The 15,212-nt window shown below is 55.0% G+C and carries 11 protein-coding genes and 1 pseudogene; 9 read left to right on the forward strand and 3 right to left on the reverse strand.

Going from position 1 to position 15,212, the window contains the following annotated elements:
- Nucleotides 1–17 precede the first annotated feature (17 nt).
- The 4 genes from ACEN2J_RS10240 to ACEN2J_RS10255 all read left to right on the forward strand — a co-directional run bounded on the left by ACEN2J_RS10240 (nt 18) and on the right by ACEN2J_RS10255 (nt 6,148).
- On the forward strand, nt 18–1,019 hold the full coding sequence (locus ACEN2J_RS10240; RefSeq protein WP_442105545.1) for a tellurium resistance protein: 1,002 nt from the start codon (nt 18–20) through the stop codon (nt 1,017–1,019).
- A gap of 101 nt (nt 1,020–1,120) precedes the next feature.
- Nucleotides 1,121–2,569 (forward strand): IMP dehydrogenase, encoded by a 1,449-nt coding sequence (gene guaB, locus ACEN2J_RS10245; protein WP_442105547.1) that lies wholly within the window; start codon nt 1,121–1,123, stop codon nt 2,567–2,569.
- A 3-nt stretch (nt 2,570–2,572) separates the two neighbouring features.
- Nucleotides 2,573–3,739 carry an RsmB/NOP family class I SAM-dependent RNA methyltransferase gene (locus ACEN2J_RS10250; protein WP_442105549.1) on the forward strand — a complete coding sequence of 389 codons (1,167 nt, stop codon included), beginning with the start codon at nt 2,573–2,575 and terminating at the stop codon, nt 3,737–3,739.
- 96 nt (nt 3,740–3,835) lie between these two features.
- Nucleotides 3,836–6,148, forward strand: a complete 2,313-nt coding sequence (locus tag ACEN2J_RS10255; protein WP_442105551.1) for an ATP-binding response regulator — start codon at nt 3,836–3,838, stop codon at nt 6,146–6,148.
- 120 nt (nt 6,149–6,268) lie between these two features.
- Here ACEN2J_RS10255 and ACEN2J_RS10260 read toward each other — a convergent pair.
- Together ACEN2J_RS10260 and ACEN2J_RS10265 are read right to left on the reverse strand one after the other, a co-directional pair.
- Nucleotides 6,269–6,559, reverse strand: a pseudogene (locus tag ACEN2J_RS10260) (hypothetical protein); the annotation flags it as partial.
- 11 nt (nt 6,560–6,570) lie between these two features.
- Entirely contained in the window at nt 6,571–7,161 is a 591-nt protein-coding gene (locus ACEN2J_RS10265) for a hypothetical protein (protein WP_442105553.1), read from the reverse strand.
- A gap of 386 nt (nt 7,162–7,547) precedes the next feature.
- On the opposite strand from ACEN2J_RS10265, the gene recA reads away from it, so the two are divergent.
- The 5 genes from recA to ACEN2J_RS10290 all read left to right on the forward strand — a co-directional run bounded on the left by recA (nt 7,548) and on the right by ACEN2J_RS10290 (nt 13,225).
- Complete coding sequence (gene recA, locus ACEN2J_RS10270; RefSeq protein WP_442105555.1) at nt 7,548–8,621, forward strand: recombinase RecA; 1,074 nt, start codon at nt 7,548–7,550, stop codon at nt 8,619–8,621.
- Nucleotides 8,622–8,765: 144 nt separating this feature from the next.
- Nucleotides 8,766–11,423: an alanine--tRNA ligase gene (alaS, locus tag ACEN2J_RS10275; protein WP_442105557.1), complete on the forward strand. Its 2,658-nt coding sequence runs from the start codon at nt 8,766–8,768 to the stop codon at nt 11,421–11,423.
- 1 nt (nt 11,424) lies between these two features.
- Complete coding sequence (locus ACEN2J_RS10280) at nt 11,425–11,715, forward strand: DUF1330 domain-containing protein (protein WP_442105559.1); 291 nt, start codon at nt 11,425–11,427, stop codon at nt 11,713–11,715.
- A gap of 173 nt (nt 11,716–11,888) precedes the next feature.
- Nucleotides 11,889–12,683 (forward strand): class II glutamine amidotransferase, encoded by a 795-nt coding sequence (locus ACEN2J_RS10285; protein ID WP_442105561.1) that lies wholly within the window; start codon nt 11,889–11,891, stop codon nt 12,681–12,683.
- Between the two features lie 56 nt (nt 12,684–12,739).
- A complete protein-coding gene (locus tag ACEN2J_RS10290; protein WP_442105563.1) occupies nt 12,740–13,225 on the forward strand; it encodes a hypothetical protein in 486 nt (161 codons plus the stop codon).
- Nucleotides 13,226–13,283: 58 nt separating this feature from the next.
- On the opposite strand, the gene typA is transcribed toward ACEN2J_RS10290, so the two are convergent.
- The gene (gene typA / locus ACEN2J_RS10295; RefSeq protein WP_442105565.1) at nt 13,284–15,101 is read right to left on the reverse strand and encodes a translational GTPase TypA; all 1,818 of its coding nucleotides are present in this window, start codon (nt 15,099–15,101) and stop codon (nt 13,284–13,286) included.
- Nucleotides 15,102–15,212 lie beyond the last annotated feature (111 nt).

Genomic DNA, 15,212 nt, shown 5'->3' on the forward strand with positions numbered 1-15,212 from the left:
AGCATGAAGGATTCCCGATGAAACGCCCGCCTATTTTTCCCGCTCCACAATTTCCGCCCGTCAAATTGCGCGCCTTTCAACGCATGCCGCCTGCGGTGTTTCCTGCGATCATGGGTCTGTTTGGTTTGGGGCTTGCGCTGCGGCGTGGGGCAGATGTGATCGGCTATCCGGTGGCCATCGCCGAAATTGCCTTGGGCGCAATCAGCCTGCTGTGGGTGTTTGCGACACTGGGGTATCTGGCCAAGCTGTCACAGCGTCCGGCAGTGATAATGGACGACTTGGCGATTTTGCCTGGCCGTGCAGGGCTTGCCGCGATGTCATTGGGGCTGTTCTTGCTTGCCGCAACGATTTTACCCTATGCGCTGGGTGTGGCCTTGGGGCTTGCGCTTTTGGGGTTGGTTTTGCATACGGTTCTGGCCGGTTTGATCATCGCCGCTTTGGCGAAAGGTCCAGCTGAGGGGCGGCAGGTCACCCCGGTTTGGCATTTGAACTTTGTAGGGTTCATCATCGGGGCGCTGACGCTTGCGCCTTTGGGCTATACGGCGCTGGCGCAAATGATTTTTTGGGGAACGGCCCTTATGGCCGCAGGCATTTGGGCGGTTAGCCTTGTGCAATTGATCAAGCGCATTCCACCAGCGCCGCTGCGGCCTTTGCTGGCCATCCATTTGTCGCCTGCCGCGCTGTTGGGGTCAGTGGCGCTGCTACTGGGGATGCCACAGGTCGCTATGGGGTTTGCGGTGCTGGGCGGCCTTATCCTCCTTGCGATGGTCGCGGCAGGACGCTGGATCACGCAAGCAGGATTTTCGGCGCTGTGGGGGGCGTTCACCTTTCCGCTTGCCGCCTATGCCAGCCTTTTGATGCTGCTGGGGGCCATGAAGGGGGCGCATAGCCCTTGGGTTTGGCTGGGTACGGTATGCCTGTTTGCGGCGATCGGAGTCGTGCCAACGATCGCGTTAAAGGTTTTGCAGGCGTGGACCAAAGGGTCTTTGGCGGCCAAAACCAACGCAGCCACGGCCTAAAGCGGCGGGTAAGGGGCGATCAACCCCGCATTTGGGGTTGCTTTCCCGCCCTATGCGTGAAACAGCAAACCGCCAAACGACCGCTCCCACGGAGGTACCCCATGGAGATTCGCGAGGCTCTCACTTTCGATGACGTTCTGCTTATTCCGGCTGCCAGCTCGGTGCTGCCATCCGATGCCGATACGTCTACATTTGTCACCCAATCCATTCGGATGAACATTCCGCTGCTGTCTTCGGCGATGGACACAGTTACCGAAGGCCGCATGGCGATTGCCATGGCGCAGGCTGGCGGCATCGGCGTAGTGCACCGCAACCTGACGCTTGAACAACAGGCGCAAGAAGTGCGGCGGGTAAAGCGGTTTGAGTCTGGCATCGTTTATAGTCCGATCACCCTGACACCCGATCAAACGCTGGCCGATGCCAAGGCCTTGCAGGCCCGCTATAACGTCACCGGTTTTCCGGTGGTGGACGCAACGGGCCGTGTGGTTGGCATTGTGACCAACCGCGATATGCGCTTTGCATCCGATGACCGCACGCCGGTTAAAGTGATGATGACAAGCGATAATCTTGCCATTTTGAATGAGCCAGCCGATCGACAAGCTGCGATTTCGCTGATGAAAGCACGGCGGATTGAAAAGCTGCTGATCACCGATGGCAAAGGCAAGCTGACCGGCCTTTTGACGTTGAAAGATACCGAGCAATCGGTGCTGAACCCGCATGCCTGCAAGGATGAGCTGGGTCGTTTACGCGTTGCTGCGGCGTCGACCGTGGGGGATGCAGGCTTTGAACGCTCGATGGCGCTGATCGATGCTGGCGTCGATATGGTGGTGATTGATACGGCGCATGGCCATTCCGAAGGTGTTGCGCGCGCGGTTGAACGGATCAAGGCCCTCTCGAACGCGGTTCAAGTGGTGGCGGGCAACGTGGCTACTGCCGAAGCGACACGTGCGCTGATTGGTGCGGGTGCGGACGCGGTTAAGGTGGGCATTGGCCCTGGGTCGATCTGTACCACACGGATTGTCGCAGGCGTGGGCGTACCGCAGTTGACGGCGATTATGGACGCGGCTTCGGCGGCGGGGAATGTGCCAATTATCGCGGATGGCGGTATCAAATATTCGGGCGATTTTGCCAAGGCGATTGCGGCGGGTGCGTCTTGTGCCATGGTCGGCTCTGCTATTGCAGGCACCGACGAGTCGCCGGGTGAGGTGATTTTGTATCAGGGCCGCTCGTTCAAATCCTATCGCGGCATGGGCAGCCTTGGTGCTATGGCCCGCGGTTCGGCCGATCGATATTTCCAAAAAGATGCCGCCAGTGACAAGTTGGTCCCCGAAGGGATTGAAGGCCAAGTGCCGTACAAAGGCTCGGCTGCGGCTGTGGTCCACCAGTTGGTAGGCGGTTTGCGGGCTGCGATGGGCTATACCGGCAACGGTACAGTCGCCGAGATGCGCAAAAACTGCACATTCGTAAAAATCACGGGTGCCGGGCTAAAGGAAAGCCATGTGCATGACGTACAGATCACCCGCGAAAGCCCGAACTACCGGATCGGTTAACCTATGACGCCCGCAGCCCGCTATGCCGCCGCTATTGAAATCCTTGACAAAATGTTGGCGGGGACGGCGGCGGAAAAGGCGCTGACCAATTGGGCGCGCTCCAATCGGTTTGCCGGGTCGGGTGACCGGTATGCACTGCGAGACATCGTGTTTGATGTGCTGCGGTGCAAACGGTCATTTGCTTGCCTTGGCGGGGCAGAAACCGGGCGCGGGCTTATACTTGGTGCATTGCGCAGTGCAGGTGTTGCGCCCGAGACTGTTTTTTCGAGCACGGGCTATGCGCCTGCCGCGTTGACCTTGGATGAGGCGGCGGCGCGTGCGGCGCCTTCAGGCTTTGCCGCGCTGGATTGCCCTGACTGGCTGGCACCCGAATTGCAACGCTCGCTTGGTGCGAATTTTGCGCCAATCCTGCGACAGCTTCAATCTCGCGCGCCTGTTTTTCTGCGCGTAAATCTGCGCTTAACAACGTTGGAGGCCGGTGCGCAGTCATTGGCCAAAGAGGGCATTGCCACGCGCCCGAATACATTGGCCAAAACTGCGCTTGAAGCGACGGAAAACCCTCGAAAAGTCCAAAACTCAACGGCATTCCAGACGGGTCTTGTTGAATTGCAAGATGTGGCGTCTCAGGCGATTGTTGAAATGTTGCCCCTTTCAAAGGATGCACGCGTATTGGATTATTGCGCTGGCGGCGGTGGTAAGGTGCTTGCGATGGCTGGGCTGTGCGCAGCACGCTATTTTGCCCATGATATTGCGCCTGCTCGCATGAAAGATTTGCCTGTCAGGGCCAAACGGGCGGGGGTTTCTGTTGACATATTGGCATCCTCTACATTGCCCAAAGCCGGGCAGTTTGATTTAGTTTTTGCTGATGCTCCGTGCTCGGGTTCTGGAAGCTGGCGGCGCGCGCCCGAAGCAAAATGGGCGCTGACCCCGGATCGGTTGACCGCTCTGTGTGATATACAGGCGGATGTTTTGGCCAAGGCCAGTGCATTGGTGTCAAAGAATGGCTACCTTTCCTATGCGACATGCTCCCTTTTGCAGCTTGAAAATGAAGATCAGATTAACGCGTTTTTGGCCAAGTCCCCTGGGTGGGCTTTGATCTCGCAACGTGCTTTCACGCCGCTTGATGGTGGCGACGGCTTTTACATCGCAACGCTTAAAAAGCTAGGCTAGTTTTGTGCTGCAGCCTATGATTGTGTGTTTCAGTTAAGGCCTGGTTAATCAATTCCAGTCTACAGTTGAACACGCAATCAATGGTTGGAGATGCTTGTGGCAGAAGCTGGGAATATTCAGCATAGTCTGACGAAAACGGCAAAAGAGCTGGGCCCAAAGGCTTGGCTGCTTTTGGCAGCCGCTTTTGGCTGTTTGGTTATTGGCGTTTTGTCACCCGATGCGAACACGCAGCACGCCGCAACTGTTGCAGGTGTTAGCTTGTCCGCGCTCGTTGTGCTTATTCGAGGGATTGTTTTCGGGGCAAGCCGGGCGGACCGCAGGCGTACCCAAGATTTACAAGCGCTGGTCGGTAAAGATTCAACGCCGTGCTTTACCACGGATGATTTTGGCCACGTGTTATATATGAACACCTCGGCGCAAGCGCGATTCGGCTCGTCAAAAGGCGAAACACTGATTGCCAAGCTAAACGATCATTTTGCGAGCCCGGCGTCTGTGTTATTTCGGCTTCAAAGCCGCGCAAAAAATACTGGCGCTGCAAGAGAGGATGTCGTGACTCGCCATGGTCATACGCGCCTTTCGGTTCATGTGTTCGCTACTGGCCGTTTCTTGTGGCGCCTCGAAGAGTTTGTTGAACGGTCTCATGCTGGACGCGGCGCCGAAATGCTTAGCCTTCCTATGATGGTGGTCAACAAAACCGGTGTTGTTCTTTTCACCAATGAGGCGATGCGTCGGTTGCTTGGTTCGCGGCCCAAGCGGATAGACCGAGTATTTAATTCGCCGTTTATGCATTCCGGCGAAGAGGTTTTGGTTGCCGCAGCTGAAGGGCCGGTTCGTGCTATTCTCGCCGAGATCAACGGGGCGGGTGAACGTCGCGAAATCTACCTGTTGCCCATTGATGACCGCCCAGACGGAAATGAAACGGTTGCCGATTTTGAAAATCTACCTATCCCAATGATTAAATTCCGCGCTGACGGTACAATGAGATCCGTGAACGCCGCAGCCCGAGATTTGACAAGTCTGGGCAAAGACGAAATGCGCCCGATACATGATCTATTTGAAGGTTTGGGCAGGTCTGTCGCGGATTGGATGGATGATGTTCTTGCAGAAAGAGTGGGGCCAGCGACAGAAGTTATGAGGCTTCATCGCAAAGGGGGGGGCGATGTATTTGTTCAGGTTTCCCTAAGACGGATTGTTGATAGCGGGCGGTCGGGCGTTCTTGCTATTTTACAAGATGCCACGGCGCTCAAAACGTTAGAGGCGCAATTCGTACAGAGCCAAAAAATGCAGGCGATTGGGCAGCTGGCAGGCGGGATTGCACATGATTTCAACAACCTTCTGACGGCAATTTCAGGTCATTGTGATCTGTTATTGCTGCGCCACACGCAGGCTGATCCGGAATATGCGGATCTTGTGCAAATTCATCAAAACGTAAACCGTGCCGCAAGTCTTGTTGGCCAATTGCTTGCGTTTTCGCGAAAGCAAACTTTGAAGCCTGAACTTATTGATTTAGAAGACGTTCTTTCCGACATGACTCACCTTTTAAATCGTTTGGTGGGCGAAAGAGTGAAACTAGTACTTACATCGGCGCCTGATCTTGGAATGATCAGAGCGGATAAACGTCAATTAGAACAGGTTGTTATGAACCTCGTGGTCAACGCCCGAGATGCGATGGAGGACTGCGGCGTCATCCGGCTTGAAAGCAAAACAATCACTCTTGATAAAGATACGCCACGTGGGCGTGTCACAATGCCCGCCGGTGACTATTCAGTCATTCGAGTGATAGATGAGGGCTGTGGCATTGCGGAAGATCAGCTGGAACGCATATTTGAACCTTTTGTCACCTCGAAAGGTGTAGGAAAAGGAACTGGTCTAGGTCTCTCGACGGTCTATGGAATTGTAAAGCAATCTGGTGGATTTGTTTTTGTCGATAGTACACTTAATAAGGGATCGGCGTTTACTCTATATTTCCCTGTTCATACAGGTGCCGATGTTCCTAAGCCTGCACAACCAAAACTAGACTCGGTTATCCTGAATCAATCAGCAGAAGGTGTGATTTTACTTGTTGAAGATGAGGCGCCTGTGCGGGCCTTTGCATCACGCGCGCTGCGGCTTCGCGGCTACACAGTTCTTGAAGCAGAAAATGCTGAGGTTGCGCTTAAAACGCTGGAAGATGAAACCCTGGAAGTTGATGTATTTGTTACGGATGTTGTTATGCCTGGCATGGACGGCCCTGCGTGGGTAGCTAAAGCATTGCACGACCGGCCGAATGTACGTGTTGTTTTTGTCTCGGGTTATGCAGAAGACTGTCTCTCAGAAAAACAGGCGCGAATTCCAAATTCCGTATTCTTAGCAAAACCATTCTCACTCACTGAATTAGCATCTGTGGTTCAAGATCAAATGTTGCATTAGAGTTTAAGTTTCCAATAGGACTTGGTCTGGGTACTCCCCCTGTTTGCCGAAGACTAGTTACATTATCCTACGCGACCCCCTGTGTCAGGGACGTTGTCCGCTTGAATAGCCCCTAGTTTGCTAGACGCCTTGCAGTTTCAGTTTCTGCTGCTGTTCGAAGGCGATCAGTGACAGCATTCCATTCCTAACATGTTTGCGCTGCGGGTTGTAGAATAACTCGATGTGCTCCCGCCGCCCTGCAGGGTATGCACAGCATGCCCGAGAAGGGGAACTCGTTTCGCCGGGGTTCTTCACGGGTTTTGTATTTTTTTGTGTCTGATCCGCTCGCGTCTAAGCAGGTTGAAGAAGCTCTCTACAACCGCAGTTGCCGCAGCGGCTCATGCTGGGGACCAGATTCGGCTGGTTGAGGAATAATTTCACGTTTATTGAATATTTAAATACATTTCAAAATCTTGCGCCGCATGGTGGTGTAGGAGGGTCTCGGTTTTAGGTGACAAGGTGAGGGACGCCGTTGGCGAAACATTTAACCTTGGCAGGGTGATTTCACACCCCAAGCGATCCTCGAGGAAAGTCACAAACTGTCCTATGTCTTCGTACCGGAATAAATGATCCACGCCCCGATCTTTTCTCGATTTCAAAAAACGCGCTTGAGAGCCGACTGCCGCGAACTCTGGCGGGTTTTCAGAGCAATATGCGACAACAAATTCATCAAACGTAACATTTAGCGTGCTTTTTTCGGGGTCCGTAACATCGTCGCGTTGGCGATATCTGTACCAGCTTCCCAACCAATCACACGGTTCACGCATAAGGGCCGCGACCGAAAAGCTGTGGCCCGAGGCGACTTCTAGGTATGGGCCCAAAAAACGATGAAACCGTTGTACCGAGGTATGCTTTAGAATGGGAGGGCGTTGTACGACCAATGCAGAAAGCGGCTCCAACGCAGATTCGATGGCTGTGGAGCCTGTCTTGGGGGTCGCTAAAAATGCAAGTCGTTGATCCCAAAATACTAACATGTGCATTCCTCTTGCCTGTAAAGTTCTTCTCGATTTTCGGATCATATCGCCTGAAAGCTCTGCAAGTCACCTGCCTTTTCAGTCGCCTATGGTCTGACGGTCTATCCAAGCCTCTGGTCACTATAGTTTTTGATAGGATATCCGAGGGCCTTTATGTTCAGCTTTCCGATGTTTACGTAGCATTAACCAATACTCGGTATGCAATACCCATAGGCGGGCGCGCGCAGTTTATGAATTGGATGACGATGCAACACGCCGCCAACTTTACCGGACGTATAAAGCTTTCGTAAATGTTCTTGTTTTTCCCCAAGAAATGTGAGAACAACACAGGAACAAATACCTAGATTGCCGCGGCTGTGCGGCTGTGAAATAAAGGGGCATAAGACATGGCAACGGCAAACCTTCTAGATCTGAACGGAAAACGCGAGATGGATAAGGCAAAGGCGCTTGAAAGCGCATTGGCACAGATTGAACGTCAATTTGGCAAGGGCTCTATTATGAAGCTCGGGTCTGAGAACGCGGTGATGGATGTAGAGGCGACCTCGACCGGTTCGCTTGGGCTTGATATCGCTTTGGGTATCGGCGGCTTGCCGCAAGGCCGGATTATTGAGATTTATGGGCCGGAAAGCTCGGGTAAGACCACTTTGACGCTGCATGTGGTTGCTGAAATGCAGAAAAAAGGCGGCGTTTGCGCATTTGTGGATGCCGAGCATGCGCTTGATCCGCAATATGCCAAAAAGCTTGGCGTGAACCTTGATGAGCTGTTGATCAGCCAGCCCGATACGGGCGAGCAGGCGTTGGAAATTGTGGATACGCTAGTGCGCTCGGGCGCTGTCAGCATCATCGTCGTCGATTCGGTTGCAGCCCTTGTGCCAAAGTCGGAAATCGAAGGCGATATGGGCGATATGCAGATGGGATCGCAAGCGCGTTTGATGAGCCAAGCAATGCGCAAACTGACGGCCTCGATCGGCCGCAGCAATTGTATGGTTATTTTCATCAACCAGATCCGGATGAAGATCGGCGTGATGTTCGGCAGCCCTGAAACGACGACGGGCGGCAATGCGTTGAAATTTTATGCCTCCGTGCGCCTTGATATCCGTCGGATCGGCGCAATCAAGGACCGGGATGAGGTTGTTGGCAACTCTACCCGCGTTAAAGTTGTGAAAAACAAAGTCGCCCCACCCTTTAAGCAGGTGGAATTTGACATCATGTATGGCGAAGGCATTTCTAAAACCGGCGAAATGGTTGATTTGGGCGTGAAGGCTGGGATTGTTGAGAAGTCGGGCTCTTGGTATTCTTACGGGGATGAGCGGATTGGCCAAGGGCGTGAAAATGCCAAAACCTATCTGAAAACCAACCCCGGAATTGCACAAGAGATCGAAGATAAAATCCGCGCCTCGCACGGGCTCGATTTCCATATGGAAGACGGCGGCTCTAGCGAAACGGTTCTTGACGATTGATCCTGCAATTACGGTAAATTCAGCACAGGCCGAGGTATCAAACCCTCGGCCTTTTGCTTTGTGCGCCACAGTGTTGTGGACAGTCTGGCCGCACCCCGTTAAACGAATGTCAAACCTATCCTTCGCCTGATAAGGGACATTCGCATGCCATCGCTTAACGACATTCGCTCAACTTTTCTTGACTATTTCAATCGCAATGGCCACCGCGTCGTGGACAGCAGCCCTTTGGTGCCGCGCAATGACCCGACGTTGATGTTTGCCAACTCTGGTATGGTGCAGTTTAAGAATTGCTTTACTGGGGTAGAGCAACGCGATTACGTCCGTGCAACGTCAGCGCAAAAATGTGTGCGGGCAGGCGGTAAGCATAACGATCTTGATAACGTGGGCTATACCGCGCGTCACCATACGTTCTTTGAAATGCTGGGGAATTTCAGCTTTGGCGATTATTTCAAATCGGACGCCATTCCCTTTGCATGGGAATTGCTGACCCGCGATTTTGATATCCCCAAGGATAAGCTGTTGGTGACCGTCTATCACAATGATGATGAGGCGGCGAACCTTTGGAAAAAGGTCGCAGGCCTATCGGATGATCGCATTATCCGCATTGCCACCGATGATAACTTTTGGCGGATGGGGCCAACCGGCCCTTGCGGCCCCTGCACTGAAATCTTCTTTGACCACGGCGATAAAATTTGGGGCGGCCCTCCTGGCTCGGCCGATGAAGATGGCGACCGGTTTATCGAAATCTGGAACCTCGTTTTCATGCAAAACGAGCAGCACGCCGATGGCAGCCTTACGCCGCTTCCTAAACAAAGCATTGATACCGGCATGGGGCTGGAACGGATCGGCGCTTTGCTGCAAGGCAAGCACGACAACTACGACACTGACCTGATGCGCAGCCTGATTGAGGCTTCGGCCCATGCGACCAGCTCGGACCCAGACGGTCCCGGCAAAACCCATCACCGCGTGATAGCCGATCATTTGCGTTCGACCTCGTTCCTGATCGCCGATGGCGTGATGCCGTCGAATGAGGGGCGCGGATACGTTTTGCGCCGGATTATGCGCCGTGCGATGCGCCACGCTCACCAACTCGGCGCGCAAGATCCGGTGATGCACCGCTTGGTGCCTGCATTGGTGCGCCAAATGGGGGCAGCTTATCCCGAGCTGAGCCGCGCGCAGGCCCTGATCGAAGAAACTCTGCGGCTGGAAGAAAGCCGTTTCCGCCAGACGCTTGATCGTGGGTTGAAGCTGCTGGATGATGAGCTGTCAAAAATTCCCGAGGGCGCGAACCTGCCGGGCGCGGCGGCGTTTAAGCTTTATGATACCTACGGATTCCCGCTCGATTTGACCCAAGATGCGCTGCGTGAAAAAGGCCGCTCGGTTGATACGTCTGGGTTTGAGGCCGCAATGGCCGAGCAAAAAGCCAAAGCGCGCGCAAGCTGGTCTGGCTCGGGTGAAACCAAGGATGCCGCGATCTGGTATGACTTGGCTGAGGCGCATGGTGCCACAGAATTCTTGGGCTATGATACCGAAACCGCTGAGGGGCAGGTTCTGGCGCTGGTCGCGACGGGGGCCGAAGTCACCAAGGTTGCCACAGGCGAGTCGGTGCAGATCATCCTGAACCAAACCCCGTTTTATGCGGAATCTGGTGGTCAGGTTGGCGATGAAGGCGTGTTGACCACGTCTACCGGCAAGGCGCGGATCACCGATACCAAAAAAGGGCAGGGGCTGTTTATCCATCTGGCCGAGGTCACTGAGGGTACGATTTCCAAAGGCCAAGGCGCGCGCTTGACGGTCGATCACGCCCGCCGCGCCGCCATTCGCGCCAACCACTCGGCGACACATTTGCTGCACGAGGCGCTTCGCCGTGCCTTGGGCGATCATGTGGCACAGCGCGGGTCGCTGAATGCGCCCGATCGGTTGCGGTTTGATTTCAGCCATGGTCAAGGGCTTTCTACTGCCGAACTTGCGCAAGTTGAGGCCGAGGTGAACAGCTATATTCGCCAAAATGGCGCTGTAGACACACGGATTATGACGCCGGATGATGCCCGCGGATTGGGCGCACAGGCCCTGTTTGGCGAGAAATACGGTGATGAGGTGCGCGTGGTTTCCATGGGCTTGCTCGACGGTTCGGGTAAGGGTGCGGACGGCAAAACCTATAGCCTAGAGCTGTGCGGCGGCACCCATGTTGGCCGTTTGGGCGAGATTGGGTTGTTTATCTTGCTTGGGGATTCGGCATCCTCGGCAGGCGTTCGGCGGATCGAAGCGCTGACTGGTGAGGGCGCGTTGGCTTATCTGAAAGAGCAGCTTGGCCATCTTTCGGACATTTCAGCCGTGCTGAAAACCACGCCGGCAGAGCTGTCTGGTCGGGCGAAGGCCTTGCTTGACGAGCGCCGCAAGCTGGAAAATGAAGTCGCGCAATTGCGCCGTGAGCTGGCGATGGGGGGCTCGGCTGCGGGACCAGAGGCCAAAGAAATCAACGGCGTAAAGCTGATTGCGCAGGTTTTGACAGGAGTTTCGGGCAAGGATTTGCCGGGGCTGATTGATGAGATGAAAGCGCGGATCGGATCTGGCGCGGTGCTGCTGATTGCCGATACCGGTGCCAAGCCTGCGGTGGCTGCAGGTGTGACCGAGGATATGACGGACAAGGTTTCTGCCGTTGATTTGGTCAAGGCGGCGGCGGCTGCTTTGGGCGGCAAAGGCGGCGGCGGGCGGCCCGATATGGCGCAGGCTGGCGGCGTTGACATTGCTGGCGCCGAGGCGGCGATTGCGGCCGTTGAAGCGATTTTGGAGGGGAAATAAGATGCCGACAGCACTTTGGATTGCACATGTTGAGGTCACTGACCCGGAAGCTTATGGGAAATATGCAACCCTTGCCGGACCGGCGATTGCCGCGCATGGGGGCGTGTTTTTGGCCCGTGGCGGACGCTATGTTCAGCTGGAAGGCAAGGATCGGCCCCGTAATGTGGTGGCTCGCTTTCCAAGCCTTGAGGCTGGTGTAGCCTGCTATCATTCGGCGGAATATCGGGCAGCCTTGGCCCATGCAAAGGGTGCCAGCGTGCGTGATTTGATGGTGCTGGAAGAGGCGGACTAAGCCTCGCCTGATGCGGCTTCGCTAAGATGTTGAAGGGGTGAAGGTGAAATACCTTTGCCCCTTTTTAAATTTTTGACGGCCATCGAGCCGCCCCCCTTTATCCACACATTCTTTACGCTATACTGGCAGCATAAGCGCAGCATCAGACCGCGCCTGAGCAGAAGGGTGACATTATGTGCCGTTGGGCCGCCTACATTGGCAAACCGATTTTCTTGGAAGAGGTGGTCAGCCGCCCTCGCCACTCACTCATCCATCAAAGCCATTGCGCGACCGAATGCAAAACGGCGATCAATGCCGACGGGTTTGGCTTGGCGTGGTATGGAGAGCAGGCCGAGCCGGGGCAGTACCGCGATGTATCGCCCGCATGGTCGGACCCGAATTTGAAAAGCCTTGTACGGCAGGTGCGATCAAAGCTCTTTTTGTCTCATGTGCGGGCGTCGACTGGTACGGCCACAAGCCGGAACAATTGCCATCCGTTTACCTCTAAGCAATGGTCATTCATGCATAATGGCCAAATTGGCGGGTTTGAAAATTTTCGCCGCGCAGGAGATATGATGATACCGGACGCCTATTACGGCGAACGACGTGGGGCCACGGATAGTGAAGCGCTGTTTTTGGTGGCCCTATCTGAAGGGTTGAACGACGATCCGCGCGGCGCAATGGAGCGGGCCACGGCACAGTTTGAGGCGTTGAGCCGAGAGCTGGGCACCGCGCCACATATCCGCCTGACCGCCGCGTTTTCGGATGGCGAGAAACTTTATGCCGTTCGCTATGCCAGCGATGACCATGCGCCAACGCTCTATCACCGCTGGTCGGTGACGCATCAGGGCCGCGCGGTGGTATCGGAACCGCTTGAGACCGATGAGGATGATTGGCAACTGGTACCGCCGGGCACGTTTTGTACGTTTGACGGGGAGGGCGTGCTGATGGAGCCATTCTCGCCAGTAGTCAAGGCTATTGCTGCGTAATCTCTTTCAACTTAGAAATGGCTGGATTGGCCTTAATAAGTTGAAAGGGAAGAGTAATGTTGACTTTATCAAGAGTAATGATCGTGGTTATTGCTTGGGTTGGCCTGTGCCTGCCGATGGCTGCCAAGGCAGATGCAAATTGGGATGCGGCCAAAACGGCCCTGAGTATTTGCGCTAAAACCTATCCAGATGGGTCCAAAGCCAAGGATGCCTTAAAGGCCGCGGGGTGGCGCTATCATGGCATTCAGGCCGGCATGCATCTTTATACGCAAAACGGGTTTCGCGCGGTTGCAGCGACCAATGCGGGGAAATCCTCTAGCCCACGCTGTATTGTCAGCGCTGCAAAAATGCCTGTGGATTTCGCGCTCGAGATAGGCAAGCCGTATTTGGCCAAGCTGAATGGGGCCAAGGAAGTGGGCAGCAATGCGGGATTTCGTCGTTGGGAAGGCCAATTTAACGGAGTGGACACCGCCTTTGGGGTTTTTAATGTGCTGAATTTTGATGTGATGCAGGGCGCTGCCGTTGGCTTTGTGGGGCAATAGCCTTTTCAAAAGAATTGCACATAAAAAAAGCCCGCTCAACTGAGCGGGCTTTCCTATTTTATGCCGAACGCGACTGACGCTTACGCTCATGGGGGTCCAAGAAGCGTTTGCGCAGGCGGATGTTTTTGGGCGTGACTTCGACCAATTCATCATCTGCGATATAGGCAATCGACTCTTCCAGTGACATGCGCACGGGCGTTGTCAAACGAACAGCTTCATCGGTGCCCGACGCGCGCACGTTGGTCAGCTGTTTGCCTTTCAGCGGGTTGATTTCCAGATCGTTGTCGCGTGAGTGTTCGCCAAGGATCATGCCTTGGTAAACGGCTTCTTGTGCGCCGATAAAGAATTTACCACGATCTTCCAGTTTCCACAGCGCGTAAGACACCGAAGTACCGTTTTCCATGGAAATCAGAACACCTTGGCGGCGGCCTTGGATCGGGCCTTTGTGTGGGGTCCAGCCGTGGAACAAGCGGTTCAAAACGCCTGTGCCTCGGGTATCGGTTAGGAACTGGCCATGATAGCCGATCAAGCCGCGCGATGGCACATGGGCCACGATGCGGGTTTTGCCAACGCCAGCCGGTTTCATCTCAACCAGATCGCCTTTGCGCTCACCGGTCAGCTTTTCGATAACGGCGCCCGAATATTCATCATCCACGTCGATGGTGACTTCTTCCACAGGCTCCATCCGCACGCCATCTTCGTCTTTGAAGATAACCCGAGGGCGCGAGATCGAAAGCTCAAAACCTTCGCGGCGCATGTTTTCAATCAACACGCCCATCTGAAGTTCGCCACGGCCCGATACTTCGAACGCTTCACCACCGGGGGTGTCGGCGATTTTGATCGCGACGTTGGTTTCGGCCTCATCCATCAAACGCTTGCGGATGATGCGCGACTGAACCTTGCTGCCATCTTTGCCAGCCAGCGGGCTGTCGTTGATGCCAAAGGTCACGGTGATGGTCGGCGGATCGATAGGCTGGGCTTCAATTGCTTCCTCAACCGACATATCGCAGAGCGTGTCGGCAACGGTTGCTTTGGTCATGCCTGCAATGGTGACGATGTCGCCAGCAACGGCTTCTTCGATCGGCTGTTGGCCAAGACCGCGGAACGCGAGTATCTTGGTTACGCGGAACTGTTCAATTTTCTCGCCCGTGCGGGACAGCGCCTTGATTTGCTCGCCCACTTTCAGCGTGCCAGATTCGACACGGCCAGTCAGGATGCGGCCGATAAAGGGGTCGGCGGACAGGGTCGTTGCCAGCATTTTGAAAGGCTCGGCAGCTTTGGCAACCTGTGTCGGCGCGGGAACGTGCTTGATAACCAGGTCAAACAGCGCGTCGAGGTCTTTGCGTGGACCGTCCAGCTCGGCATCGCACCAGCCGGAACGGCCGGAGGCGTAAAGATGCGGGAAGTCGAGTTGGTTATCATCTGCGCCGAGGTTGGCGAAGAGGTCAAAACATTCGTCCAGCGCGCGGTCTGGTTCAGCATCGGCCTTATCAACCTTGTTCAGCACCACGATCGGGCGCAGGCCAAGAGCCAAAGCTTTCGAGGTCACGAATTTGGTTTGTGGCATCGGGCCTTCGGCGGCATCAACCAGCAAAACAACGCCGTCTACCATGTTCAAGATACGCTCAACCTCACCGCCGAAATCGGCGTGGCCGGGGGTATCAACGATGTTGATGCGGATGCCTTTCCATTCAACGCTCGTTGCCTTGGCCAGAATGGTGATCCCACGCTCGCGTTCAATGTCATTGCTGTCCATCGCGCGTTCGGTTGTGGCTTGGTTGTCGCGGTAGGTGCCGGATTGTTTCAGCAGCTCATCGACGAGAGTGGTTTTGCCATGGTCGACGTGCGCGATAATGGCGATGTTGCGAAGCTCCATCGGAGGTGTCTCTTTTTCAAATCATTAGGGTTGGCGGGCCATACCGCAGGTGGGCCGGAAAGGCCAGAGGAACCTTGGCAATTGATGCGTTTTAGTCGCATCGCATGGCCT

It is taken from the genome of Pseudorhodobacter sp. W20_MBD10_FR17 (assembly GCF_052119765.1).
Classification (GTDB): domain Bacteria; phylum Pseudomonadota; class Alphaproteobacteria; order Rhodobacterales; family Rhodobacteraceae; genus Pseudorhodobacter.

What these genes read in the sequence shown, in the direction of transcription:
- guaB (WP_442105547.1), top strand. Translation starts at nt 1,121, where the DNA reads ATGGAGATTCGCGAGGCTCTCACTTTCGATGACGTTCTGCTTATTCCG.
- recA (WP_442105555.1), top strand. Translation starts at nt 7,548, where the DNA reads ATGGCAACGGCAAACCTTCTAGATCTGAACGGAAAACGCGAGATGGAT.
- typA (WP_442105565.1), bottom strand. Translation starts at nt 15,101, where the DNA reads ATGGAGCTTCGCAACATCGCCATTATCGCGCACGTCGACCATGGCAAA.
- ACEN2J_RS10290 (WP_442105563.1), top strand. Translation starts at nt 12,740, where the DNA reads ATGTTGACTTTATCAAGAGTAATGATCGTGGTTATTGCTTGGGTTGGC.
- ACEN2J_RS10265 (WP_442105553.1), bottom strand. Translation starts at nt 7,161, where the DNA reads ATGTTAGTATTTTGGGATCAACGACTTGCATTTTTAGCGACCCCCAAG.
- ACEN2J_RS10285 (WP_442105561.1), top strand. Translation starts at nt 11,889, where the DNA reads ATGTGCCGTTGGGCCGCCTACATTGGCAAACCGATTTTCTTGGAAGAG.
- alaS (WP_442105557.1), top strand. Translation starts at nt 8,766, where the DNA reads ATGCCATCGCTTAACGACATTCGCTCAACTTTTCTTGACTATTTCAAT.
- ACEN2J_RS10280 (WP_442105559.1), top strand. Translation starts at nt 11,425, where the DNA reads ATGCCGACAGCACTTTGGATTGCACATGTTGAGGTCACTGACCCGGAA.
- ACEN2J_RS10250 (WP_442105549.1), top strand. Translation starts at nt 2,573, where the DNA reads ATGACGCCCGCAGCCCGCTATGCCGCCGCTATTGAAATCCTTGACAAA.
- ACEN2J_RS10240 (WP_442105545.1), top strand. Translation starts at nt 18, where the DNA reads ATGAAACGCCCGCCTATTTTTCCCGCTCCACAATTTCCGCCCGTCAAA.